At 67.4% G+C, this 23,045-nt stretch carries 21 protein-coding genes; 18 read left to right on the top strand and 3 right to left on the bottom strand.

What is annotated here, in order from left to right; translation table 11 throughout:
- Positions 1–222 precede the first annotated feature (222 nt).
- Entirely contained in the window at positions 223–1,662 is a 1,440-nt protein-coding gene (locus tag BLW41_RS04125) for a sigma-70 family RNA polymerase sigma factor (RefSeq protein ID WP_093116452.1), read from the top strand.
- A 74-nt stretch (positions 1,663–1,736) separates the two neighbouring features.
- The gene (locus tag BLW41_RS04120) at positions 1,737–3,356 is read left to right on the top strand and encodes an acyl-CoA mutase large subunit family protein (protein WP_093116450.1); all 1,620 of its coding nucleotides are present in this window, start codon (positions 1,737–1,739) and stop codon (positions 3,354–3,356) included.
- Positions 3,357–3,433: 77 nt separating this feature from the next.
- On the opposite strand, the gene BLW41_RS04115 is transcribed toward BLW41_RS04120, so the two are convergent.
- On the bottom strand, positions 3,434–4,198 hold the full coding sequence (locus tag BLW41_RS04115) for a DUF305 domain-containing protein (protein WP_093116448.1): 765 nt from the start codon (positions 4,196–4,198) through the stop codon (positions 3,434–3,436).
- 135 nt (positions 4,199–4,333) lie between these two features.
- Here BLW41_RS04115 and BLW41_RS04110 point away from each other — a divergent pair, with 135 nt between their 5' ends.
- The 12 genes from BLW41_RS04110 to BLW41_RS04060 all read left to right on the top strand — a co-directional run bounded on the left by BLW41_RS04110 (position 4,334) and on the right by BLW41_RS04060 (position 17,511).
- Positions 4,334–5,899 (top strand): acyl-CoA carboxylase subunit beta, encoded by a 1,566-nt coding sequence (locus BLW41_RS04110; RefSeq protein ID WP_093116446.1) that lies wholly within the window; start codon positions 4,334–4,336, stop codon positions 5,897–5,899.
- 6 nt (positions 5,900–5,905) lie between these two features.
- On the top strand, positions 5,906–7,114 hold the full coding sequence (locus BLW41_RS04105) for a glycosyltransferase 87 family protein (RefSeq protein WP_093116444.1): 1,209 nt from the start codon (positions 5,906–5,908) through the stop codon (positions 7,112–7,114).
- A gap of 11 nt (positions 7,115–7,125) precedes the next feature.
- Positions 7,126–7,371 (top strand): hypothetical protein, encoded by a 246-nt coding sequence (locus BLW41_RS04100; protein ID WP_093116442.1) that lies wholly within the window; start codon positions 7,126–7,128, stop codon positions 7,369–7,371.
- 84 nt (positions 7,372–7,455) lie between these two features.
- Positions 7,456–7,824: a rhodanese-like domain-containing protein gene (locus tag BLW41_RS04095; protein WP_177169320.1), complete on the top strand. Its 369-nt coding sequence runs from the start codon at positions 7,456–7,458 to the stop codon at positions 7,822–7,824.
- A gap of 234 nt (positions 7,825–8,058) precedes the next feature.
- Positions 8,059–9,882, top strand: a complete 1,824-nt coding sequence (locus tag BLW41_RS04090; protein WP_093116438.1) for a nitrite/sulfite reductase — start codon at positions 8,059–8,061, stop codon at positions 9,880–9,882.
- On the top strand, positions 9,879–10,568 hold the full coding sequence (locus BLW41_RS04085; RefSeq protein WP_093117335.1) for a phosphoadenylyl-sulfate reductase: 690 nt from the start codon (positions 9,879–9,881) through the stop codon (positions 10,566–10,568). The genes BLW41_RS04090 and BLW41_RS04085 overlap by 4 nt, the downstream gene beginning before the upstream one ends.
- The gene (gene cysD, locus BLW41_RS04080; RefSeq protein WP_245689022.1) at positions 10,550–11,575 is read left to right on the top strand and encodes a sulfate adenylyltransferase subunit CysD; all 1,026 of its coding nucleotides are present in this window, start codon (positions 10,550–10,552) and stop codon (positions 11,573–11,575) included. The genes BLW41_RS04085 and cysD overlap by 19 nt, the downstream gene beginning before the upstream one ends.
- Positions 11,575–12,879 carry a sulfate adenylyltransferase subunit 1 gene (locus BLW41_RS04075; protein WP_177169319.1) on the top strand — a complete coding sequence of 435 codons (1,305 nt, stop codon included), beginning with the start codon at positions 11,575–11,577 and terminating at the stop codon, positions 12,877–12,879. The genes cysD and BLW41_RS04075 overlap by 1 nt, the downstream gene beginning before the upstream one ends.
- A gap of 2 nt (positions 12,880–12,881) precedes the next feature.
- Complete coding sequence (cysC, locus tag BLW41_RS10885) at positions 12,882–13,517, top strand: adenylyl-sulfate kinase (protein WP_177169318.1); 636 nt, start codon at positions 12,882–12,884, stop codon at positions 13,515–13,517.
- A 7-nt stretch (positions 13,518–13,524) separates the two neighbouring features.
- Positions 13,525–14,454, top strand: a complete 930-nt coding sequence (locus BLW41_RS04070) for a sulfite exporter TauE/SafE family protein (protein WP_093116434.1) — start codon at positions 13,525–13,527, stop codon at positions 14,452–14,454.
- A gap of 45 nt (positions 14,455–14,499) precedes the next feature.
- The gene (gene accC, locus BLW41_RS04065; RefSeq protein WP_093116432.1) at positions 14,500–16,290 is read left to right on the top strand and encodes an acetyl-CoA carboxylase biotin carboxylase subunit; all 1,791 of its coding nucleotides are present in this window, start codon (positions 14,500–14,502) and stop codon (positions 16,288–16,290) included.
- A 15-nt stretch (positions 16,291–16,305) separates the two neighbouring features.
- Positions 16,306–17,511 (top strand): MFS transporter, encoded by a 1,206-nt coding sequence (locus BLW41_RS04060; protein WP_093116430.1) that lies wholly within the window; start codon positions 16,306–16,308, stop codon positions 17,509–17,511.
- On the opposite strand, the gene BLW41_RS04055 is transcribed toward BLW41_RS04060, so the two are convergent.
- The gene (locus tag BLW41_RS04055; protein ID WP_093116428.1) at positions 17,471–18,154 is read right to left on the bottom strand and encodes an HAD family hydrolase; all 684 of its coding nucleotides are present in this window, start codon (positions 18,152–18,154) and stop codon (positions 17,471–17,473) included. The two genes, BLW41_RS04060 and BLW41_RS04055, sit on opposite strands and share 41 nt — an antisense overlap.
- Before the next feature lie 90 nt (positions 18,155–18,244).
- Between BLW41_RS04055 and sucC the strand changes: the two genes are divergently transcribed.
- The 4 genes from sucC (at position 18,245) to BLW41_RS04035 (ending at position 22,266) form a co-directional block, all read left to right on the top strand.
- Positions 18,245–19,408, top strand: coding sequence for an ADP-forming succinate--CoA ligase subunit beta (sucC, locus tag BLW41_RS04050; RefSeq protein ID WP_093116427.1), 1,164 nt, complete (start codon positions 18,245–18,247; stop codon positions 19,406–19,408).
- Positions 19,405–20,286: a succinate--CoA ligase subunit alpha gene (sucD, locus tag BLW41_RS04045; RefSeq protein WP_093116425.1), complete on the top strand. Its 882-nt coding sequence runs from the start codon at positions 19,405–19,407 to the stop codon at positions 20,284–20,286. The genes sucC and sucD overlap by 4 nt, the downstream gene beginning before the upstream one ends.
- A 90-nt stretch (positions 20,287–20,376) precedes the next feature.
- Entirely contained in the window at positions 20,377–21,483 is a 1,107-nt protein-coding gene (locus BLW41_RS04040) for an aminotransferase-like domain-containing protein (protein ID WP_093116423.1), read from the top strand.
- Between the two features lie 6 nt (positions 21,484–21,489).
- Positions 21,490–22,266 (top strand): glycerophosphoryl diester phosphodiesterase membrane domain-containing protein, encoded by a 777-nt coding sequence (locus BLW41_RS04035; RefSeq protein WP_093116421.1) that lies wholly within the window; start codon positions 21,490–21,492, stop codon positions 22,264–22,266.
- Between the two features lie 38 nt (positions 22,267–22,304).
- Here the strand turns inward: BLW41_RS04035 and BLW41_RS04030 are convergent, their stop codons facing one another.
- The gene (locus BLW41_RS04030) at positions 22,305–23,021 is read right to left on the bottom strand and encodes a metal-dependent transcriptional regulator (protein WP_093116419.1); all 717 of its coding nucleotides are present in this window, start codon (positions 23,019–23,021) and stop codon (positions 22,305–22,307) included.
- Between the last annotated feature and the right edge of the window lie 24 nt (positions 23,022–23,045).

Genomic DNA, 23,045 nt, shown 5'->3' with positions numbered 1-23,045 from the left:
TCCGAGGGGAGCCGGGTATCTCCGAATGCGCGTTTGTTCGCAATTTGCGAGGAAATTGGGTGGCGCAAGGGGGCGAACATGCGGATGATCACGCTCTACCCCGAGAGCAAAGGACGAGCGCGCTAGCCGCGCGCCGGCTTACCGCTCGCCCCCTGCCCCTTTTTCGAAAACCGCTTTTCGCATTGCACCCGCCCCCACCTGCACGCAGGTAATCGCCTCCCCATGCACGCAACCGCGCAACCATCGAGCACACATGAGACCAACGGCCGTCTCGCTACGACCGCCGCCGAGGAGGGCGCGCCAACGCGCCGCCGCGAGCGCCGCCGCAGCTGGCGGCGCCGGCGAGAGCTCGAACAGGCTGCGCTCGACCTGATCAGCCGACACGGGACTGAGCTGCTCGCTTGTGCGAGGCGCTACGCACAGACGAGCGAAGACGCCGAGGACGCTTATCAGCGCGGCCTCGAGATCCTCTTGACCAAGGCTCCGACCACCAGGGTCGATGATCTCCTGCCTTGGCTTAAGACGGTGGTCAAGCACGAGGCGTTCGCGCTCCGCCGCCAGCGCGAACGCCACTCACCGCTATCCGAAGACGGATCCCCGCCCGAGCCTTCGCTCGCCGGTCGCGCCAGCGACGCCGGCGATCACGTCGCCAGATACGAAACCCTGCGACTGGGCGCCGAGGCGCTCGGCCGCTTGAAGCCGCAGGAGGTCCGAGCACTGCTGCTGCGGGCGGAGGGCTACTCCTACCGGGAAATCTGCCGGCTCACCGGTTGGACTTACACGAAGGTCAACCGCTGCCTCACCGAAGGTCGCAAGGCCTTTTACAAACGCATCGACGGAATCCTCGAAGGCGAAGAGTGCGAGCGGCTCGCGGACTCACTGTCCCGTTTCGCGGACGGCGAGCTGCGGGACCCGGAACTCACCGCGCTCCGCCTGCACCTGCGTGGCTGCCTGCACTGCCGGCGCGTTCTGCGCGAGTACCGCGGCGCCCCGCAAACGCTTGCCGCACTGCTGCCGATCGGTGCCGCTGGCGCGGGGCTGGAGCCCGGTCGGCGCGGGCTCGAGACACTGCTCGCAGGCGTGCAAGACCGGCTCGCAGCCTGGCTCGATCGGGCGCAAGCGACGGCCGACCTAGTCGCGGCGAAGAAGGCCGCAGCGATCGCTGTGTCCGCCGTCGCGATCGCCTCCGGCGGTGCCGGCATCAGCCGCCTCGCGACGCCGGTGCGGACGGATCCCCGCGCCCCCAAGCCCGAGGCGTGGCTCGAAGTCGGCGAGCGGAGCAACGTGCACCCGCGGCCCGCAACGGGCACAGCGCCGCGGGACGACGCCTCGCCAAGCGGTACCGAGAGCACAGAGCAAGCGACGAAGAGCGGCCCCGAACCCAGGAGCACCCGCGGGCTCCAAGGCCCGGGGGCACAGGCCGGTCTCGAGTTCGGCGTGGAGGCGGCCGCAGGATCCCCGAGCGCCGGCGCTCCGCCGACAAACGACACGGCGCGCCCGCAGTCGTCCTCCCCGTTGTCAAACGCAGCGCCCGCCCGCACGGATGCAGCGCAGACCAACGTCGGCTCGCCGACGCCGTCTTCTACGCAAGGGACGCCCTCAACCGGCCCAGCCGCCGCGACGGTGGAGGAGCGCAGCTGGGCCGGCGAGTTCGAGCCTTGAGAGCGGCGCTCGGGCTGCGCCAAGACGCGCGGCGCGGGCAGCAGCCCCGCTAGCGGCTCCGTATCCTCTGCCGCATGGCCACGCGACCGCGCCACAAGCCCTCGATTGCCCCCGTCGTCGGACCGGATGATCCGCGCCGCTTCACCGACTCGGGCATCGAAATCAAAACTGTCTACACCTCCCAGGACCTCCCGCCGGACCTCGACGAAAAGCTCGGGATGCCCGGCGAGTTCCCGTTTACGCGGGGCATACACCCCGACATGTACCGCAAGCGGCTCTGGACGATGCGCCAGTACGCCGGGTACGCGACCGCTCGCGAGACCAACCAGCGCTTCCGCTACCTGATCGAGCACGGCTCGACTGGCCTGTCGATGGCCTTCGACTTGCCGACTCAGCTGGGCCGCGACTCCGACGATCCACTCTGCGAGGGCGAGGTCGGGCGCACCGGTGTCGCGATCGACTCGATCGAGGACATGCGGATGGTCTTCGAAGGGATCCCGCTCGACAAAGTCTCAACCTCGATGACCATCAACGCGCCCGCCGCGGTCCTGCTCTTGCTCTACGAATTGGTGGCCGAGGAACAGGGCGTACCGTCGCACGAGCTGCGCGGCACAGTGCAGAACGACATCCTCAAGGAGTACATCGCGCGCGGCAACTTCATCTATCCGCCGGGCCCCGCGATGCGCCTCACAACCGACCTCTTTGCCTATTGCAAGGAGCGGATCCCGAAGTGGAACACGATCTCCATCTCGGGCTACCACATGCGGGAGAAGGGTTGCTCGGCAGTCCAGGAGGTCGCCTTCACGCTCGCCAACGCGATCGCCTACGTGCAGGCGGCGATTGACGCCGGCCTCGATGTCGACGAGTTCGCGCCGCGGATCGCGTTCTTCTTCAACGGCCACAACCACGTTTTCCAAGAGGTCGCGAAGTTCCGCGCGATCCGCAGGATGTGGGCGAGGATCATGAAGGAACGCTTCGGCGCGAAAAACCCCCGCTCGATGATGGTCAGGTTCCACACGCAGACCGGCGGCTCAACGCTGGCTGCGCAGCAGCCCGAGAACAACATCGTGCGGGTCGCGCTCCAGGCTTTCGCCGCGGTCTGCGGGGGCACCCAGTCGCTGCACACGAACGGCTTCGACGAGGCCCTCGCTCTGCCCACCGAGAAGGCGGCGCGAATCGCGCTCCGCACCCAGCAGATCATCGCCCACGAGTCGGGGGCCGCCGACACCGTCGACCCCTTCGCCGGCTCCTTCTTCGTCGAGCGGTTGACCGACGAGATCGAGGAGGCCGCTCAGGAACTCATCGACCTGATCGACGAGATGGGTGGATCGGTCAACTGCATCCAGTTCATCCGCCAGCAGGTCGAGGAGTCGGCTTGGGCGTACGAGGAGCGCCAGCGCGTCAAACAGGACATCGTCGTCGGCGTGAATGAGTACGTGTCAGACGAACCCGACGACGTCGAGATTCTGAAGATCGATCCGCGGACCGAAGAGGAACAAAAGGCCCGCCTCACGCGCTTCAAGGAGAATCGCGACCAGGAGCTCGTACGCCGGCGCCTCGAGGAGTTGCGCGCTGCCTGTCACAGCAGCGAGAACCTGCTCTACCCGTTGCGGCAAGCACTCAAGGACCGCTGCACGCTGGGCGAGGTGTGCGGCGTGATGCGCGAAGAGTTCGGCGAATACCGGGAGGCTTAAAGGTGGCGGCGCGTTCGGCGCGCCCTGCGCGCCGAACGCGCCGCTCGAAGGTCAGTCGCCCCCGCTCGACAGGCAGTTCAGTGCGCCCCGCCGTGCGCTCCCGCGCCACCCATCGGCGACGATTTCGGCTGGGGCGCGCCCTCGTGCATGGTGGCGGACGAGCCGTACCACTGCTGCCGCCAGCGCTTCATACTGCGGATCTCGGCGGTCTGCGTGCGCACGATGTCGCGTGCCAAGCGCTTGAGCCGTGGATCTGAGCCCCGTTTCAAGACCACTTTCGCCATCCGCACCGCTCCTTCGTGGTGCGGGATCATCATGTCGATGAACGCCCGATCGAATGGCCGGGCCGTCTCGAGCATCGCGGTGTCGTGAGCCATCCCCGCCTCGCTCATCGACAGGCCGAGCAGTTGCGGGCGGGCGCTTCCCGGCTCACCCCCGAAGAGATCGCGGTGAACCAGGCGTAGCTCGCGGATTTCGCGCTCCTGGGCGGAGATGATGGACTGGGCCAGCCGGCGGATCTCCGGATGCTCAGCGCGACGGGTGGCGACGCGCGCCATCGCAATCGCACCTTGATGATGAGGGATCATCGCCGCGATGAACTCCCGGTCGGTGGCGCGACCGGGAGCGGCGAGCCCGCGTTCGCCGCCGCCCGACGAACCACCGCAAGCCGCGAGCAGCGCCGCCACGGCCACGCCTGCGAGACCGGCCAGCAAGCGTGGCCGCGCGCGGTCGGCACGTGCGCTAACCGCTTGTGCAACACCCGCGGCCGGCCGCGAACTCGAGCTCGAGTCGCGACGATCGGATTCCAGTTCTCGACGCTCGGTGACGGTCGTTGAAACCATACCCCCGCATTGTATCCACAGCGGTCACTCGGACACCCGGCCAACCGAACCCGACGCACCGCACGTGGCCGCCGTGCGGGCCGAGTAGCCGGCTCCCATCATCGACTTCCGCCCCCCGCTAGAGTTCCCGCCCCGATGCGCCAGAAGTCGCCGGAGACGTTCGAGGAAAAGGTGGCGCAGCTCGAGGAGCTTCGCCAACAGGCCCGTCACCCCAGCCCCGAAGCTGAGCGCAAGCAGCACGAGCGCGGCAAGCTAACGGCGCGCGAGCGGATCGACAAGCTGCTGGATCCCGGTTCGTTCGTCGAAGTCGACACCTTCGTGCGCCATCGCACCTTCGACTTCGACATGCTCAAGAACCGGCCGTGGGGCGACGCCGTGGTCACCGGCCACGGCACCATCGACGGGCGCCCGGTCTGCGTGTTCTCCCAGGACTTCACCGTCTTCGGCGGCTCGCTGGGCGAGGTAATGGGCGAGAAGATCTGCAAGATCATGGACCTCGCCGCCAAGATCGGCTGCCCGGTGATCGGCATCAACGACTCCGGCGGCGCGCGCATCCAAGAAGGCGTTGTGTCGCTCGGCGCCTACGGCGACGTGTTCGTCCGCAACGTGATGTCGTCGGGCGTGATTCCCCAGATCTCGATCATCGCCGGACCGTGCGCCGGGGGCGCTGTTTACTCACCAGCGATGACGGACTTCATCTTCATGATCAAGGGCACGTCGCACATGTTCATCACCGGTCCCGACGTGATCAAAACAGTGACCGGTGAGGAGGTCGACTTCGAGTCGCTCGGCGGCGCGATGACCCACGCGACGAAATCGGGGGTCGCACACTTCGCCTGCGAGGACGAGGAGAGCTGCTTCGAGGACGTGCGCTACCTGCTCTCGTTCCTTCCCCAGAACAACCTCGAGCTACCGCCGCGCATGGACACCGGGGACGACCCTGATCGCATGGATCCCGAGCTCGATCGGGTAGTGCCCGACGATCCCGCGAAGCCGTACGACATGCGCGACGTGATCCACCTGATTGTCGACAACGGCGAGTTCTTCGAGGTTCAGGAGCACTTCGCGCGCAACATCGTGATCGGCTTCGCGCGACTCGGCGGCCGGGCCGTCGGCGTGGTCGGCAACCAACCGAATCAACTGGCCGGCGTGCTTGACATCGACGCGTCAGAGAAGGCGGCTCGCTTTGTCCGCTTCTGCGACTGCTTCAACATCCCGCTCGTCACGTTCTGCGACGTGCCCGGCTTCCTGCCCGGCACGAGCCAAGAGTGGGGCGGCATCATCCGGCGTGGCGCGAAGTTGCTCTACGCCTACACGGAGGCGACGGTGCCGAAGGTCACGGTCATCACGCGCAAGGCGTACGGCGGTGCCTACGACGTGATGGCGTCGAAGCACATGCTCGCCGACTTCAACTTCGCTTGGCCGACCGCGGAGATCGCGGTGATGGGTCCCGAGGGCGCCGTCAACATCATCTTCCGTCGCGATATCCAGAACTCGCCGACTCCGGAAGAGCGGCGACAGAAGTTGATCGCCGATTACCGGGCTCGTTTCGCCAACCCCTACGCGGCGGCGGAACGCGGGTACATCGACGACGTCATCCTTCCCCACGAAACGCGCCCGCGGCTGATCCGCGCACTCGAGGTGCTCGAGACCAAGCGCGTCGAAACACCCAAGCGCAAGCACGGCAACATCCCCCTCTGAGCGCCGGTGCGCCGGCGCGAGTGGGCGGCTTGGGCGGCCTTTGCTCTCGCCGTATGGATACCCACGATGTTCGCCTGGCCCTGGTGGGCGGGTGGTCTGCACAGCGACGTCCCGACGCTACGTCGCTACGGACTTGCACTCGCCAGCGGGTCCCTCCCCTACCGGGACTTTCCGTTCGAGTACCCGCCGCTGGGCGCACTCGCGCTGGCTCTGCCCGCGCTCGGTGGGTCGGGATCTTTCCGCACATTGTTCGGACTCCAGCAGCTGGCTGCGCTGGCCGTCACAGCCTGGGCGCTCACGCGCGTCGTCGCCTCCCATACCCGAGGCGTCACGGCCGCCTTCACGATCGCCGGCCTACCGTTGCTGCTAGGCACGGTCGCCTGGGTCCACTTCGACCTGGTGGCGGTCGCCTGCACGGCGCTGGCCGCTGAGCGACTGCTCGCCGGCCGCTGGCGCGCGTGCGGTTTGCTGCTAGGCGCTGGAGCGCTTGTGAAGCTCTTCCCGTTGGCCGCACTTGCACCCGCCTGCGCCTATCTGTGGGCGCGAACAGGCAGGCGCGCGGCTATCGAGCTCGCAAGCTGTGCTGCGCTGGTGGTTCTGGGCGGGGCCGGGGTTGCGGCTCTTTTGTCGCCGCCGGGCGCACTCCACGTGCTCCTCTACCACCTGGAACGCCCACTGGAAATAGAGAGTGTGTGGGCGCTCGCGCTGGCAATTGGCAGCCTGCTCGGCGGTGACGCAAGGGTGGTGTTCAGCCACGCGTCCGTCGGGATCCAGGGTTCGGGCGCGGGCTTGCTAGCGGGCGCTTCATCGACGATCACACTTTTGGCCGTTGCGGCGACCGCGGCCGCCGCAGCTAGCGCGGGGCGCAGGGGAAGAAACCGCGATAGCGCGATTTTCGTGCTCGCGGCTCCGCTTGCGTTGGTCGCCTTCGGGAAGGTGCTCTCGCCGCAATTCCTGGTATGGGGTTGGCCGCTGATCGCTCTTTGCTGGGCTCGCGGGCGGTATGCGCTCGCGCTGATCGGCGCGGCGGCTCAGCTGCTCACGCTGGTCGAATTCCCTCACCACTTCGCGCGGCTGGCGGCGCTCGACCCGCTGGTGATCCTGTTGACACTGCTTCGTGACCTCACCCTCGTCGCTTTCTTCTCGGGGCTGCTGTATGCGCGCCGCGAACGACTCGCCGCGACGGTGCCGTCCTTGCGCGCGCTCGCTCGCTAGGTTTCCGGCCAGTGACCCGCAACGGACGTAACCGCCCGCGACGCCCGAACATCGAGGTAGCGCATGGTGCCGCTGGCCCCGAGGAAGCAGCGGCGATCGCGGCCGCGATCGAGCAGTTCTTGCGCGACACCGCGCCGCCCCCGCGGGCGCCCGAGCGGCCGCGGGGGGGCTGGTTGCGCCAGGCGATGCTCGAAGCAATCGACCGGCTGCCGGTGCGCACGTCCCCGTGGGGGGACCCGATGCCCTGGGGCCGCTAGCCCAGAGCAGCCCGAAGCGGCCGATCGGATCACAGCCGCAGGCAGACGGTGCAGCGCGCGTGTAGTTCGCTACGCTCGCGCGCGGTGAGCGGCACGAGCACCAAAGCTGACACGATCACTGCGCGCGAGCTCGCCGATCGGCTGGCGCGCGGCGAGGTCGATCTCGTCGACGTCCGCTCGCCGGAGGAGTACGAGCGTGGCCGCATTGCGGGAGCCGTACACCGCACTGCCGACGAGCTGGCGGCCGACCCCGGCGACCTGGGGACACGCAAGTTGGTCGTCTTCTACTGCCGCTCGGGCGAGCGCTCGGCACCGGTCGCCGATGCCTTCGTGGCTTCCGGACGCAAAGCCGCGTCTTTGGAGGGCGGTCTGGAAGCGTGGGCGCAAGCCGGTCTCGAGTTGGACCCGCCGGACGGTGAGGTAGCTCCCTACATCTTTCTGCCGCCCAGCTGAGCTTTTGCCTACTCCTGAGGCGTTCGCCTAACCAGGTAGGCAATCGGCCGCGGAGCCGTCGTCGTTCTCCGGCGCGCTGCGCTAGCGCCCGCCCTTGCGCAGCCTCGCCGAAAATGCCAAATATCAGAAGAGTTTTGCTTATTTCTCCTCTATACTCGCGCCGCCGTAGAGCTCTCCCTCTCCCTGCCCGTCCCGTGGGCAGCGCAAACCGAACCGCTCTTAGGGGGTCAAGACTTGGAGGCGACTACCAGCAACAAGGGCTCCGGTCGCGGGTCGCTCGCGAGCCCCGAGCGAACCTACGAGAACGTCCCCGGCCACGTGATCCCGATCCTGGAGGAAGAGCTCCAGGACTTCGAAACCCAGGCGACGCGCTTTCTGCGCGGCGAACTCGATCCCGACCGCTTCCTCGCGCGGCGCCTGAAGCAGGGCGTCTACGGCCAGCGCCAGGCTGACGTCCACATGGTGCGCGTGAAGCTTCCGTTCGGTGGCGTCACACCGGACCAGCTTGATGCGCTCGGCGATGTCGCAGCGCGGTGGGCCCCGCTCGGCAAGGGCCACATCACGACGCGGCAGAACGTGCAGTTCCACCACGTACCGCTGGTCCACGCAACCGAGCTGCTCCAGTTCATCGGCCGGGTCGGACTTTCGACACGCGAGGCCTGCGGCAACACCGTCCGCAACGTGACGGGCGATCCGTGGGCTGGGGTCTGCCCCGACGAACCTTTCGACATCACGCCCTACGCCGCGGCCTTCGTCCGCTACTTCGTGCGCAACCCGGTGTGCCAGGACATGCCGCGCAAGTTCAAGGTTTCGTTCAGCGCCAGCGACGACGACCGCGCGGTGTCGCTGATCCACGACCTCGGCTTCATACCGCGCGTGCGCGACGGCGTGCGCGGCGTCGAAGTGCGAACGGGTGGGGGAACCTCGATCATGGCTCGACTCGGGGGAACCCTCTACGACTTCGTCGCGCTCGACAACGGCGACTATCTCAAGGTCTCCGAGGCGATCATGCGGATCTTCGATCGCCAGGAGTGGCTGCGCAAGAACCGGGCACGCGCGCGCCTCAAGTTCCTGGTCGACAAGGTCGGTATCGAGGAGTTCCGCGCGATGGTCGAGGAAGAGCTGCGCGGCGAGTGGGTCGCCGAGCGGAACTTCGATCCGCATCCGTTGCTCTTGCTCCACGACGAGGAGGCCAACGCACCGGCGCCGCGCAGTTCTTACGCAGCTCCGAACGGCGACTCACCGGAGTTCGAGCGTTTCCTCGAGGCCAATGTGCGACCGCAGCGGCAAGCCGGCTTCTGCACCGTCGAGGTGAAGGTGCCGCGCGGCGATCTCGCGCCGGCGCAGTTCCGTGGTCTCGCGCAGATCATGCGGGAGTACACAGGTGGCTACGCGCGCACCTCGATCCAGCAGAACCTGGTGCTGCGGTGGGTGCGCGAGGAGGCCGTTTATGAGGTGTGGCAGCGGCTTTGCGAGCTCGGTCTCGGCGATGCCGGGGCACACGAAGTGACGGATGTCGTCAGCTGCCCGGGAACCGATTCCTGCAAGCTCGGGATCACTGCCTCGATGGGGCTCAACCGGGCTGTTCAAGAACGCGTCGAGCAGCTCGGAATCACCGACCCGCTGACTCGACGCGTGCACATCAAGATCTCCGGTTGTCCGAACGGGTGCGGCCAGCACCATCTCGGCACGATCGGTTTCTACGGGGCCTCGCTGAAGATCGGCGATAAGCAGCTGCCCGCGTACGTCGCACACGTCGGCGGCCGCTACGAACACGGGGAGACGGCGTTCGGTCAGCGTCTCAAGGTGCGCTTGCCGGCGAAGCGCGTGCCCGACGCCGTGGAGCGTTGGCTCCGCCTCTACGAGCGCGAGCGCGAGGCGGGCGAAACGTTCGCTCGCTTCGTCGACCGAGTGGGCACCAAGCCGTTCGAGGACGCCGTCCGCGACCTCGCCTTACCGGTCGACTTCAACCTCGAAAACCTCGCGATGTTCATCGACTGGAATCGCCGCGAACCGTTCAAGGTCGTACGCGGCGAGGGGGAGTGCGCCGCCGGATGAGTGGCGGGGCGACAGCCGCGCGCGAGCTCCCTGCCGGCCTCGACGCTGCAAGCGTCGAGCAAATGTCGGCCGAGCAGCTGCTCGCCTTCGTGATCGAGCAGTTCCATCCGCGCCTCTACGTCGCCTGCTCGTTCCAGAAGGAGGCGTCGGTGATCATGGACATCGCGCTGCGCATCTCTCCCGAGGTGCGCTTCTTCACGCTCGACACCGGCCTCCTCTTCCCCGAGACCTACCACACCTGGCGGCGCCTCGAGCAGCGCTACGGCATCGCCATCGACGTCTACCAAGGCCCGTCGTTGGCTCGCCAAGCAGTGCTCCACGGCGACAAGCTCTGGGAGCGCGATCCCGACGCCTGCTGCGGCTTGCGCAAGGTCGCGCCGCTGAAACAAGCACTCGCGCGAGTCGACTGTTGGGTGACCGGCATTCGCCGCGACCAGTCGCCGACGCGGGCGAACACGCCCAAGTTGCATTGGGACGAGCGGCACGGGCTGTGGAAAGCGAACCCGCTAGCTGACTGGTCGGACAAGGACGTCTGGCGCTACATCGCTGCTCACGAGGTGCCTTACAACCCCCTGCACGATCGCGGCTACGAGTCGATCGGCTGCACGCACTGCACGCGACCTGGCAGCGGACGCGAAGGCCGCTGGTACGGGCACGCCAAAACCGAGTGCGGACTACACGGATGAAGCCGGAGGAGACGCTCAACGAAACGCTTCCCAGTGGGCACGCGGCGCTCGAGCACGTGTCGACCCAGCTGCGCGCGCACGACCCTTCCGCAGGGTCTCGCAACGTCCCGGTGGTCTCGCACCTGCGAGCACTCGAGGCCGAAGCGATTCACGTGCTGCGCGAGGCCGCTGCCGAACTCAGCCCGGGCGTGCTCCTCTTCTCTGGTGGTAAGGACTCAGCCGTCCTGCTGCACCTAGCCCACAAGGCTTTCTGGCCCGCCCGCATCCCGTTCGCGGTGATGCACGTCGACACCGGGCACAACTTCCCCGAGGTGCTCGAGTACCGCGATCGGATGGTCGAGCAGTATCAGTGCGAGCTGATCGTTGCCTCCGTTCAGGAGTCGATCGACCGTGGGCGTGTGAGGGAGGAGCGGGGACCGCGCGCGTCGCGCAATCGCCTGCAAGCAGTGACGCTGCTCGATGCGATCGAGGAGCACGGCTTTCGGTGCGCCTTCGGAGGGGCGCGTCGCGACGAGGAACGAGCCAGAGCCAAGGAGCGCATCTTCTCGTTGCGCGACGACTTCGGGCAGTGGGATCCGCGCCGTCAACGTCCGGAGCTTTGGAACCTCTACAACACGTTCCTCCGCCCGGGCGAGCACATGCGCGTCTTTCCGCTCTCGAACTGGACGGAGCTGGACGTGTGGCGCTACATCCGCGAGCAGGGGATCGAACTGCCGTCGATCTACTTCGCGCACCGCCGGCAGGTGTTCGAGCGCGACGGCATGCTCTACGCGCTCTCCCCGTACGTGCAGCTACTACCCGGCGACGAGCCGTTCGAGGAGACCGTTCGCTTCCGAACGGTCGGTGACATGACCTGCACCGGCGCTGTCCGTTCGCGAGCAGCCACGCTCGATGAGGTGATCGCCGAGATCGCCGCGACCCGCGTAACCGAGCGCGGCGAGACACGCGCCGACGATCGCATCAGCGACGCGGCGATGGAAGACCGCAAACGCGAGGGCTACTTCTGATGGCAGGAGCGGCGGTCAACGCACTCGCCCTCGACGCCCTCGACCCGCAGCCCGTCGAGCTCCTGCGACTGGCGACCGCGGGCTCGGTTGACGACGGCAAGTCGACCTTGATCGGTCGCCTGCTTTACGACGCGAAACAGATCTTCGAAGACCAGCTCGAGCACGTCGTCGAGGTCTCGAGACGGCGTGGCGACGGGCACGTCAACCTCGCGCTGTTGACCGACGGCCTGCGCGCCGAGCGGGAGCAGGGCATCACGATCGACGTCGCTTATCGCTACTTCGCCACGCCGCGGCGGAAGTTCGTGTTGGCCGACTGCCCCGGCCACGAGCAGTACACCCGCAACATGGTCACCGGCTGTTCGACCGCCGACGTGGCGGTGATCCTGGTCGACGCCCGCCGCGGCATCGTCGAGCAGTCACGCCGGCACGCGGCGATCGCCACCCTGCTCGGCACCCCCCACCTGATCGTCTGCGTCAACAAGATGGATCTCGTGGCGTTCGACGCGGCGGTCTTCGAGCGGATCGCCCACGAGTTCGGTGAGCTTGCATCGCGGCTCGGCGCGCGGGACGTGCGCTTCGTCCCGATCTCTGCCCTTCACGGCGACAACGTCGTCGATCGCTCCCAGCGCACTCCCTGGTACTCGGGACCGACCCTGCTCGAACTGCTGGAGACGCTGCCGATCGCTGCCGACCGCAACCTCCGTGCCCTGCGCTTTCCCGTCCAGTGGGTGATCCGCCCGCAGGACGACCGCTGGCACGACTACCGCGGCTACGCGGGACAAGTCGCATCCGGGATAGTGCGCGTAGGCGACGAGGTCGTGGTCCTGCCGTCAGGCGCACGCAGCCGCATAGCCGCCATCGAGACCGCCGACGGAGCGCTCGAGACCGCCTACCCGCCACTCTCCGTGACCGTGCGTTTGGAGGATGACATCGACGTAGCCCGGGGAGACCTGATCGCTCACCCCTCCACCGCACCAGCACTGACGCGCGAGCTCGAAGCGACCGTCTGCTGGATGTCCGAACAGGCGGCGACACCACGTGCTCGCTATCGGCTAAAGCAGACGACGCGCTCGACACCGGCACGGATCGAGGCAATCGAACACGTGCTGGACGTCGCGACGCTCGAGCGTGCCCGTGATGTCGATCGACTCGAGCTCAACGACATCGCGCACGTTCGCATCCGCACCGCCGAGCCGTTGGCCTGCGACACCTACCGCGACAACCGCGCAACCGGCGCCTTCATCCTGATCGACGAGCAGACCGGGGAGACGGCGGCAGCGGGCATGGTCGAAGCGGTGCGCTGACGATGGCGACGGCCGCTGAGCGCAGCCCGAACGTCGTTTGGCAGCGCACCCACGTCGACCGCGCCGCGCGCGCAGCGCGAGGGTGGTGCGGCGCCGTGGTGTGGCTGACGGGCTTGCCGTCGTCCGGTAAGTCGACGATCGCCGCGCGTGTCGAAGAACTCCTGGTCGCCAAGGGACGACCGGCCTATCTGCTCGACGGTGACAACCTGCGCCACGGGCTGTGCGGAGACCTCGGCTTCTCCGCTGCCGATCGCAGCGAGAACATCCGCCGCGCCGCGCACGTCGCAGCGCTCCTGGCGGACGCGGGCCTGGTCGCTCTGGTCGCGCTGGTCTCGCCGTTCCGCGCCGACCGCGAGCGAGCGCGCGCGATCGCCGCAAAGGCTGCGATCCCGTTCGCCGAGGTCTATGTCGCGACGCCACCCGAGGAGTGCGAACGACGCGACCCGAAGGGACTTTGGCGGCGGGCGCGGAACGGCGAGATCCAGGGTTTCACGGGCGTCGACGACCCCTACGAACCGCCAACCGAACCCGACCTCGTGTTGACACCCGAGTTCGCAGCGTTTGAAGCGGCCCAGCGGGTGCTCGAGCTGATCGAGCGCATCTCGCCAACCGCTGGGCCCGCACACGCCGGCAGCTAGAGCGCGGATGGATCCGCTGCTCGTCATCTTCGGGCTTGGGGTCGGCGTCCTCGTCGGTCTTACCGGCATCGGCGGGGGATCACTGATGACGCCGTTGCTGATCCTCGTCTTTGGTGTCAAGCCGGTGACAGCGATCGGCACCGATCTCGCCTACGCGGCGATCACGAAGACGGTCGGGGGCTACAAGCATTGGCGGCAGCGCACTGTCGACGCGAGCGTGTGCGTCTGGATGGCGCTCGGTTCGGTACCCGCTGCAGTCGGCGGCGTTTACGTGCTGCAGCTGCTGGAAAGCGCGCTCGGCGACGGTCTCGACACGACCCTCATCGCGGCACTCGGAGTGACCCTGATCGTCACGGGCCTCGCGACGCTCGTGCGCTCGATCTTCGCGCGCCGCTTCTCGGCAGGGGAGCGCTCGACCGTCGAGATGACCGCGCGAAGGCGACTCGTAGCCGTCGTTTTCGGAGCGGTCGTCGGCTTCGTGCTCGGCGTTACATCGGCAGGTAGCGGTGCCCTCATTGCGGTCGGTTTGATCTTGTTCTTTCGCTTGACGCCGACTCGGGTGGTGGGCACCGACGTCGTTCACGCCGCGATCCTGCTGTGGGCCGCAGCGCTTGCGCACCTCGGGGCGGGCAACGTCGACTACGGTCTCGCCGCACAGATCCTTGTCGGATCGGTTCCCGGGGTGTGGATCGGCAGCCACCTGTCGGTGCGCGTTCCGACCGGCGCCTTGCGGCTAACGCTCGCGCTCGTCTTGTGCGGCGGTGGCCTCGGGCTGTTGGCGAAGGCCGGTCTCGCCGTACCGACCGCGGCGATCGCGCTAGCGCCGATCACCGCGGCGGTCGTCGTCGCTACCGGCCTGCTCCGCGCACGCCGCGCGCGTCTCGGCACACTCGAAACGTCCCCCCACCCGCCGCGCGCCGTCGAGTCCCGCGGTTAGGCCGTACGCCGTCGCGAACGCCCTCCGATTACTCTTCCCGGTCGCATGTTCGACAAGGTCCTCGTCGCAAACCGTGGAGAGATCGCGATCCGCGTGATGCGGACGCTAGAAGAGCTCGGGATCGCCAGCGTCGCCGTCTACTCCGAGCCCGACCGCGACGCGCCACACGTACGCCGTGCCGATGAGGCGTACCTGCTCGGTCCCGGTCCGGCCCCCGAGAGCTACCTGAACATCCCGAAGATCATCGAGGTCGCGCAGCGCGCGGGCGCGCAGGCGATCCATCCGGGCTACGGCTTCCTCGCCGAGAACGCGAGCTTCGCCCGCGCTTGCGCGGAGGCCGGAATCGTCTTTATCGGGCCGCCGCCGGAAGCGATCGAAGCGATGGGCTCCAAGACTCGCGCCCGCGAGCTCATGAAGGCGGCGGGCGTGCCGATCGTTCCGGGCACAACCGACCCCGTCGAGTCGGTCGAGGAGGCCGCGGAGATCGCCGCCGAGATCGGCTACCCGGTGGCCTTCAAAGCGGCCGGTGGTGGCGGTGGCAAGGGCTTCCGTGTCGCCGAGTCGGAGGACGACCTCGAAAAGGCCTTCGAGGGCGCTTCGCGCGAGGGCGAGAAGTTCTTCGCCGACCCGACCGTCTACATCGAGCGCTACATCCCCGACCCGCGCCACGTCGAGGTCCAAATCCTCGCCGACGACCACGGCAACATCGTCTACCTGTTCGAGCGTGACTGCTCGATCCAGCGGCGCCACCAGAAACTGGTCGAGGAGGCGCCCGGTCCGCTCGTCACGCCAGAGCTGCGCGAGCGGATCGGCCAGATCGGTGTCGAGGCGGCACGCGCCGTCGGCTACCGATCGGCGGGTACGGTCGAGGGCCTGTTGTCCGGCGACCAGTACTACTTCCTGGAGATGAACACCCGCGTGCAGGTTGAGCACTGCGTGACCGAGATGGTCACCGGCGTCGACATCGTGCGCGAGCAAATCCGGATCGCTGCCGGCGAGCCGATCTCCTTCAAGCAGGAGGATCTCGAGATTCGCGGGCACGCGATCGAGTGCCGGATCAACGCAGAGTCAGCCGCCAAGAACTTCGCTCCCGCTCCCGGCAAGATCACGCACTATCGCGAACCGGGCGGTCCGGGAGTGCGCGTCGACTCGGGCGTCGAGGCGGGTTACGAGGTCCTGCCGCTCTACGACCCGATGATCGCGAAACTGATCGTCTGGGACGTCGACCGCGAGGCGGCTACGCGGCGCATGCTGCGCGCCCTCCACGAGTACGAGATCGGGGGCATCCGCACGCTGATCCCGTTCCACAAGAAGCTGCTCGCGACCGAGCAGTGGGCGCGCGGCGAAACCTGCCGTGACCTGCTCGGCGACAAGAAGTGGCTGAAAACCCTCGAGGAGCCGGAGCGCGAGGCAGCCGGTGAAACGGCTCCGAGCGACGAGCCGGCGGAGGGCGAGAAGGTCGAGCGGCGTTACGCGGTGGAGGTCTCGGGGCGCCGCTTCGACGTTCGCGTGATCGGCCCGCCCCCGGCCTTCGCCAGCAATGGTTCAGCCCCGGCGCAAGCTCCGGCGACCCGCAAACCGCCGCAACGGCGCCGTTCGGGATCGTCCTCCAGCGACGGTGCGTCGGGCGAACTCGTTTCGCCAATTCAAGGAACGGTGCTGAAGGTCGCCGTCCAAGAAGGCGCAGAGGTCGAGCAAGGCGCGTTGATCTGCGTGATCGAGGCGATGAAGATGGAGAACGAGATCACCGCGCCGGTCGCTGGCAAGGTCGTCAAGCTCGGCGTGAACGAGGGCGGATCGGTCTCGATCGGCGAGACGATCGCGGTCATTCAGTAGCCGCCCGGACGCGCGATCGCTGTCTCGGCGCGCACGCGAAGTCGCTGGGCGAGACTCGCTCCGCTCGCCGCCGCGACGGTCGCATCGCAGGCGACGATCGTCGCCTTGGCGCCGATACTGGCGGAAGTCGCTCGCGAATTCGGCACCTCGGTGGGTACCGTCGGGCTGGCACGGTCGGTGCTCGCCGTGGCAGCTGCCGGCACATCGCTGCCGGTCGCGACGGCTGGTGGACGCTTCGGTCCCGCTCGGCTAATCGCCGCCGGCGGCGCGTGCGGGCTGATCGCATGCCTGCTGATCGCTAGCGCGCAGTCGCTGACGGCGTTTCTGCTCGCGCACGTGGTGGCAGGCGTGGCCGTCGCTTGCCTGTTGTCGGCGGGCTTCGCTGGTGCCTCGGCCTTCTTCTCGGGGCGCGACGTCGCTTGGGCGCTCGGCTTTGTCGTGGGGGCGCAGTCGCTGGCGTGGATTGTCGGGAACCCGATCATCGGCTTGCTCACCGAGGCAATTTCCTGGCGGGCGGCTTACGCGGTGCCGGCCACGGCGGCGCTCGTCGCGCTCGTCGCCGGGCTCTTGGCGCCGAAAGCGAGCCAGCGCGGCGCCGGTCGATCAGGGCTCGGGGCACTGGCGGCGATTTGGCGCAATCCGGGAGCGCGACGGTGGACGGTCGCCGAGCTTACGGCCTTCGCCGCCTGGACGGCGGAGCTGACCTACGCTGGCGCGTTCTACGTCGAGACCTATGGCATCCCCGCAGGCCAGGTCGGTCTGCTGCTGGCCTGCGGCTCGACCGTCTACCTGATCGTCTCCGCCGCGACCGGCCGCCACCTCTCGAACGGCCGGGCGCGCCGCTACGCGGTCGCTGCAGCGCTTGGCATGGGGGTCGCCTTCGTGCCGCTCCTGAACCTCACGCCAAGCGTTGCCTTCACGCTCGCAGCGTTCTGCATCACGGCGCTTTTTGCGGCCCTTCGTTCGACGGCGTCAAGCGTGCTCGCGATCGGCCAGATACCGGACGGCGAGAGCACGATGATGGCCGCACGAACGGCGGCCGCACAGCTCGGCTACGTCGTCGGAGCAGCGTTCGGTGGCGCGGTGATCACGGCGCGGGGCTTCGGCGCGCTGGGCTTTTTGTTGGCCGCTGGCATGCTGCTCTCGGCAGTGCTGATGCGGCCGGTACCGGCGACCGGCCTCAGACGCCGAGAGCCTTGGCCGCTTCCCGAAGGTTCTTGACCACCACGTCCGGCTTCTTGCGGGCCTTCTCCGGCGGTTCCTCGCCGTGGCGATTGACCCACACCACCGGGATCTTGAGCTTGAGGCAAGGCTCGATGTCGGTCTCCCAACCGGACGCCACGTGCACCCACTGCTTCTTGCGATCTTCGAGCCGTCGCGCGCACTCCTTGAAGTGGGCCGGGTCGGGCTTGTACGAGCGAACCTGCTGGGCTGTCACGACGAGGTCGAAATCGACCGTGAAGTGCCGCCGCGTGGCACCAAGAAGCTTGTCGTCGATGTTCGAGAGGATCCCGATATCGACCTTCTTGCGGAACCGCTCGAGCACCTTGTTGGTCTCGGCAAACGGCGGCCACCGAGGCACGCTCTGCGGCAGGAAGTTCGAGCGCACGTTCTCGAGCTCCCAGCCGAGCTCCCGTGCGACGCGCACGGCAGTGCGCCTGAGGACCTCGGCGTAGAGCTCGTAGGAACCGCGCATCACCTCCCGCAAGGTCTTCATGAAGAGCGGGATCAGCTGGTCTCGATCGATCGTGAAACCGTCTTTCGCCGCCTCGTCTCGGAACGCTTCGTAGATCCCGGTCTCCCAGTCGATGAGGGTGCCGTAACAGTCGAAGCTGACGAATTTGACGGTCTTCGGTAGGGCCAAGGCTCTCCTGTCGATCGAGGGTTCGGTAGTGTTGCGCGGCGTTCCGGCGGGGCGTCCGCCGAAGGCGGGCGCAGATTCTACGAACAAGGCATGGATCTTCTCGAGTACCAGGGCAAGCAGCTTTTCCGTAAGCACGGCGTGCCGGTCCCCGAGGGGCGGCACGCAGACAGCGTCGAGGCGGCAGTTGCCGCGGCCGAGGAGCTCGGCTATCCGGTGGTCGTCAAGGCGCAGGTGAAGATCGGCGGCCGGGGTAAAGCCGGCGGCATCAAGCTCGCCAAGAACCGCGACGAGGCGCGATCCCACGCGGAGTCCATCCTCGGCATGAACATCCGTGGGTTCACGGTCCACGAGCTTTGGATCGAGCGAGCCTCGGAGATCGACGAGGAGTACTACGCCGCCGTACTGCTCGACCGCTCCGCCAAGCGTCCGTTGGTGATGCTGTCGCGAATGGGTGGGATGGACGTCGAGGAGATAGCGGCACGCGACCCGCAAGCGATCGTCCGTCTACACATCGATCCGTTGCTCGGCTTTCAGGACTTCCACGGTCGGCGCCTGGCCTTCGAGGCGGGCATCGCACGTGACGTTGTCCGCCCCGTGGGAGCGGTTCTCGCCAAGCTCTACGAGGTCTTCGTAAGCGAGGACGCCACGCTCGTCGAGGTGAACCCGCTGCTGGTTACTAAGAGTCGCGAGGTTGTGGCTCTCGACGCCAAGGTCACGCTCGACGACAATGCCCTCTGGCGTCACCCGGACAGCGCGCAGTTCCGGGACGTCTCCGCGGAGGACCCGCAGGAGCGGATGGCCAAGGAGCGCGGCATCCAATACGTCAAGCTCGACGGCAACATCGGGATCCTCGGCAACGGCGCCGGGCTCGTGATGTCGACCCTCGACGTCGTCGCCCAAGCTGGCGGGAAGCCGGCGAACTTCTGCGACGCCGGCGGCGGCGCCAAAGCTGACGAAATCGTGGCGGCAGTGGAGGTGATCCTCTCCGATCCCAAGGTCACCGCCCTGCTCTTCAACATCTTCGGCGGCATCACCCGCTGCGATGAGGTCGCCCGAGGCCTGGTCGAAGCGTTCCGACGACTCGACATCTCGGTTCCGGTAGTGGTTCGGCTGGACGGCACCAACGACGAGGAGGGGCGCCGGATCCTTGCCGAGGCGCAGCTCGAGGGTGTGCACGTCGAGAAGACGATGCTGGACGCCGCCCGTCGTGTCGTCGAACTCGCCGGTCCGGTTCCCCAGGAGGCACACGCATGAGCATCCTCGTCGGTGAGCACACCCGTCTCGTGGTCTCCGGCCTGACTGGCCGGGAGGGCTCGTTCCACGGCCTCAATAACAAGCGCTACGGAACCAACGTCGTAGCCGGCGTCACGCCCGGAAAGGGTGGCAGCGACGTCGAGGGCATTCCGGTCTTCGACACCGTCCACGAAGCGGTTGCCGAGACCGGGGCTAATACCTCGATGATCTTCGTACCACCGCGTTTCGCTGCCGACGCGATCCTTGAGGCGACAGACGCCGGCGTCGAACTCTGCATCTGCATCACCGAGGGAATTCCCGTGCACGACATGCTGCGCGTCTACACGCAGCTCAAGCGCGAGGGTCGGACGCGCCTGGTCGGTCCGAACTGTCCGGGCGTGCTTTCTCCGGGCAAGGCGAACGTGGGCATCATCCCAGCGCACTTCTTCAAGCCCGGCTCGGTTGGCCTGGTCTCTCGCTCCGGGACGCTGACCTACCAGATCGGCAACGAGATCGCTCAGCGCGGCCTCGGCAACTCGACGATCGTGGGCATCGGCGGGGACCCTATCGTCGGCTCCTCGTTCATCGACATCGTGCAGATGTTCGAAGACGACCCGGAGACCGAGCTCATCGTGTTGGTTGGGGAGATCGGCGGCGACGAGGAGGAACGCACGGCCGACTACATCGCCGAGCATGTTTCGAAGCCGGTCGTCGGCTATATCGCCGGCTTCACGGCGCCTCCTGGCAAGACGATGGGGCACGCCGGCGCGATCATCTCCGGCTCCAAGGGAACCGCCCAGGCGAAAGCGGAAGCGCTGGAGGCGCGTGGGGTGCGCGTCGGGCGCAACCCCACCGAAGTCGCCGAAATCGTCGCCGAGACGCTCGGCGCCCGCGTCTGAGCCGGTAACCGGCGGGTAGCGGCGCCCGACGTCCGTGGCTTCGCTGGCCGGGCGGTCCAACCTCAGCGGGGCCCAGGTATCGTCCCGGACGTGAGCTCACCCGACGTCATCTCGCTCGCGCGCGGCGCGCCCTCGCTCGACATCGTCCCGGTCGACGAGCTGCGCGAAGCTGCCGATCGCGCGTTCCGCAGCCACCCCGAGCACTGCTTCTCTTACGGCCCGGCCGCCGGGCACCCGTTGCTCGTCGAGTGGATCGCGAAACGGCACGGCGTCGAGCAGGATCAGGTGATGGCCACCAACGGCTCGATGCAGGCGGACGCTTTCTTCTTCCAGGAGTTCGTTGGCGCAGGCGACTTGGTGGTCGTAGAGGCGCCAACCTACGATCGCACGCTGCTGATGCTCCGCGAGCTCGGCGCCGAGTTGTTGGCCATACCGCTCGAAGCCGACGGGCTGGATGTGGAAGCGCTCGCACGCGCGCTCCAAGCGGGTGCGCGACCCCGCTTCGTACACGTCATCCCGAACTTTCAGAACCCCGCCGGCTGCACGCTCTCGCTCGAAAAACGGCGGCAGCTGCTGGAGCTCGCCCGGCGCTACGACTTCCTGATCTTCGAGGACGACCCCTACGTCGACGTCCGCTTCGAGGGGGAAAGCCTCCCCCGAATCTTCGATCTCGACGGGCGTCGGGAGAACGTCGTCTACGTGTCCTCTTTCACGAAGACAGTGTGTCCCGGCGTGCGCGTCGGCTACCTGCTGGGACCACCCGAAATCGTCGCCCGGCTCCGTCGGCGCGCCACGAACACTTACATCTCGCCGTGCGTAGCGTCGCAGGGAATCGTCGCTGAGTTCTGTCGCGGCGGCGGTTTCGAACGTTCACTCGAGCGCGTGCGCACAGCGCTGCGTGAGCGGCGGGACGCGATCTGCGAGGCCGTAGCAGAGCATCTTCCGGAGGCACGGTTCGTGAAACCCGAAGGGGGCTACTTCCTCTGGATCGACCTTCCCGACGGTGACGTGCGGGAGCTCGAAGCGCGGGCGCGCGAGCGGGGGGTCGTAGTGGTCAAGGGCACTGACTTTTTCATCGAGGGTGGCGAGCAGTCGTTGCGGCTCGCTTACTCGGCGGTGGCCCCCGCTCAGTTGCGGGAAGGGGTCGCAAGACTCGCAAGCGCCCGTCGCGAGCTCGTCGGTACGGCCCAACCCTGAAGTCCGTTGGCCGATCCCAGCGATCGTCGTTTCGGGGCGGTCGCCGTCGTTGCCCACGCCTTCTTGATCATCCGCCGGCGAGCCCTCGCACTTGCCACGGTCGGGCTACTGGTGGCAGTACCGGCACACCTCGCGGTCGGGGGCATCGGACTCCGTGACTTCGGGGCCAGCTACGCGGCTCGTCCGCAGCCGACCGAGGTCCTCGTCACGACCCTGGTCGACTTGCTCGTGGTCGTGCCGCTGGCCGGCGTGGCCGCAACACTGCTCGTAGTACGCGCTCCCCAGGAACAGGCTACGGGGCCGGGACGCGCGCTCGAGTTCGGGCTCGACCGCTACCCGAGAACTGCGGCCACCATTGCGCTCGCAGCGCTCGGAATTGGCGGGGGTCTGCTGCTGTTCGTGCTCCCCGGGATCTACCTAGCGGTGCGCTGGAGCCTCGCCTTGCCAGTCGTGGCGTTGGAAGGGCTCGGTCCGGTCTCGGCGCTACGGCGCAGCGGCGAGCTGACCGCCGGTGCTTTTTGGCGCGCAAGCCTCGTGCTCGCTTGCGGATGGCTGCTCGCGAGCGCGATTACCCTCGCGATCGGTGCGCCGTTCGAGTCGCTCGCCCGTTCCGCCAACGATGCCAGCTGGTCACTGTTGGGCCAAGCCTTCACGAGCGCCTTAGCGATACCGGCGTACACCGTGTGCACGGCAGTTTTGTACTTCGATCGTCGATCGAACGGAGCGCTAAGGGAAGCGGTCGACCTAGGCGCGGGCGGCCAATCCGGAGATGGCCACGAGTGACTGGCCTAGGTCCGTGTGACGGGCCTAGCCCCGCCGGATCAGCGTCCCCAGTGGTGTCGCGCCATCACGAGCTGCTCCGGTAGAGCAGTTCGGGGCGGCGGCGATGGGTCGGCCTTCACCGAGACGGTCTCAGCGACGCTACGGGTTATCTCAAGGCGCTCGCCGGAGTCCGTCACCACCGAGATCCACTCCTCACCGCGATCGGCGACCTTGCCCTCGAGCCCTGGGTAGAAGCCTGACTCCTTGAGGTAGTGGAGGACGTCCTCGGCCTCGTTCTCGAAGCGGATCACCTTGATGCGTGCGCCGACCTCGCAATCCGCGAGCGGCACCGCCTGCTCACGCTGACCCTCGAAGATCGGGTGGCCGTGCGGGCAGGTCTTGGCGTCACCGATCGCTCGCAGCATGCGCTCCTCGACGATCGGGGACATCCAGTGTTCGAGACGCTCGGCCTCCTCATGGACTTGGTCCCACGGAATGTCGAAAACGTCGGTCAAGAAACGTTCGATCAAGCGATGCCGGCGCACGATCGTGGCCGCCTGTTCGCGACCGCGCTCGGTGAACTCAAGCGTCTTGTCGGGCTTGCGCACGATGTAGCCGTCGCGCTCCAGGCGCCCCACCATCTCGTGCACCGTCGGCGGCGAGACCTGCATTGCGCGCGCGATGTTGGCGCCGGTCAGCGGCAACCCCGCTTCCTCGAGCCAGTAGATCGTCTGCAGGTACTCCTCTTCGGCGACCGTTGCGTGTTCTCGCGACATCCGCTGCCCATCCTATCCGCGCAA

Origin of the sequence: Thermoleophilum album, from assembly GCF_900108055.1 — a bacterium.
In the GTDB taxonomy this organism is placed as follows: domain Bacteria; phylum Actinomycetota; class Thermoleophilia; order Solirubrobacterales; family Thermoleophilaceae; genus Thermoleophilum; species Thermoleophilum album.
This window is presented reverse-complemented; position numbering and strand designations above follow the sequence as displayed.

Excerpts from the sequence above, each read along its gene's own strand:
- sucD (WP_093116425.1), top strand. The coding sequence starts at position 19,405 with ATGAGCATCCTCGTCGGTGAGCACACCCGTCTCGTGGTCTCCGGCCTG.
- BLW41_RS04030 (WP_093116419.1), bottom strand. The coding sequence starts at position 23,021 with ATGTCGCGAGAACACGCAACGGTCGCCGAAGAGGAGTACCTGCAGACG.
- BLW41_RS04125 (WP_093116452.1), top strand. The coding sequence starts at position 223 with ATGCACGCAACCGCGCAACCATCGAGCACACATGAGACCAACGGCCGT.
- BLW41_RS04085 (WP_093117335.1), top strand. The coding sequence starts at position 9,879 with ATGAGTGGCGGGGCGACAGCCGCGCGCGAGCTCCCTGCCGGCCTCGAC.
- sucC (WP_093116427.1), top strand. The coding sequence starts at position 18,245 with ATGGATCTTCTCGAGTACCAGGGCAAGCAGCTTTTCCGTAAGCACGGC.
- cysC (WP_177169318.1), top strand. The coding sequence starts at position 12,882 with ATGGCGACGGCCGCTGAGCGCAGCCCGAACGTCGTTTGGCAGCGCACC.
- BLW41_RS04110 (WP_093116446.1), top strand. The coding sequence starts at position 4,334 with ATGCGCCAGAAGTCGCCGGAGACGTTCGAGGAAAAGGTGGCGCAGCTC.
- BLW41_RS04115 (WP_093116448.1), bottom strand. The coding sequence starts at position 4,198 with ATGGTTTCAACGACCGTCACCGAGCGTCGAGAACTGGAATCCGATCGT.
- BLW41_RS04120 (WP_093116450.1), top strand. The coding sequence starts at position 1,737 with ATGGCCACGCGACCGCGCCACAAGCCCTCGATTGCCCCCGTCGTCGGA.
- BLW41_RS04075 (WP_177169319.1), top strand. The coding sequence starts at position 11,575 with ATGGCAGGAGCGGCGGTCAACGCACTCGCCCTCGACGCCCTCGACCCG.
- BLW41_RS04070 (WP_093116434.1), top strand. The coding sequence starts at position 13,525 with ATGGATCCGCTGCTCGTCATCTTCGGGCTTGGGGTCGGCGTCCTCGTC.
- accC (WP_093116432.1), top strand. The coding sequence starts at position 14,500 with ATGTTCGACAAGGTCCTCGTCGCAAACCGTGGAGAGATCGCGATCCGC.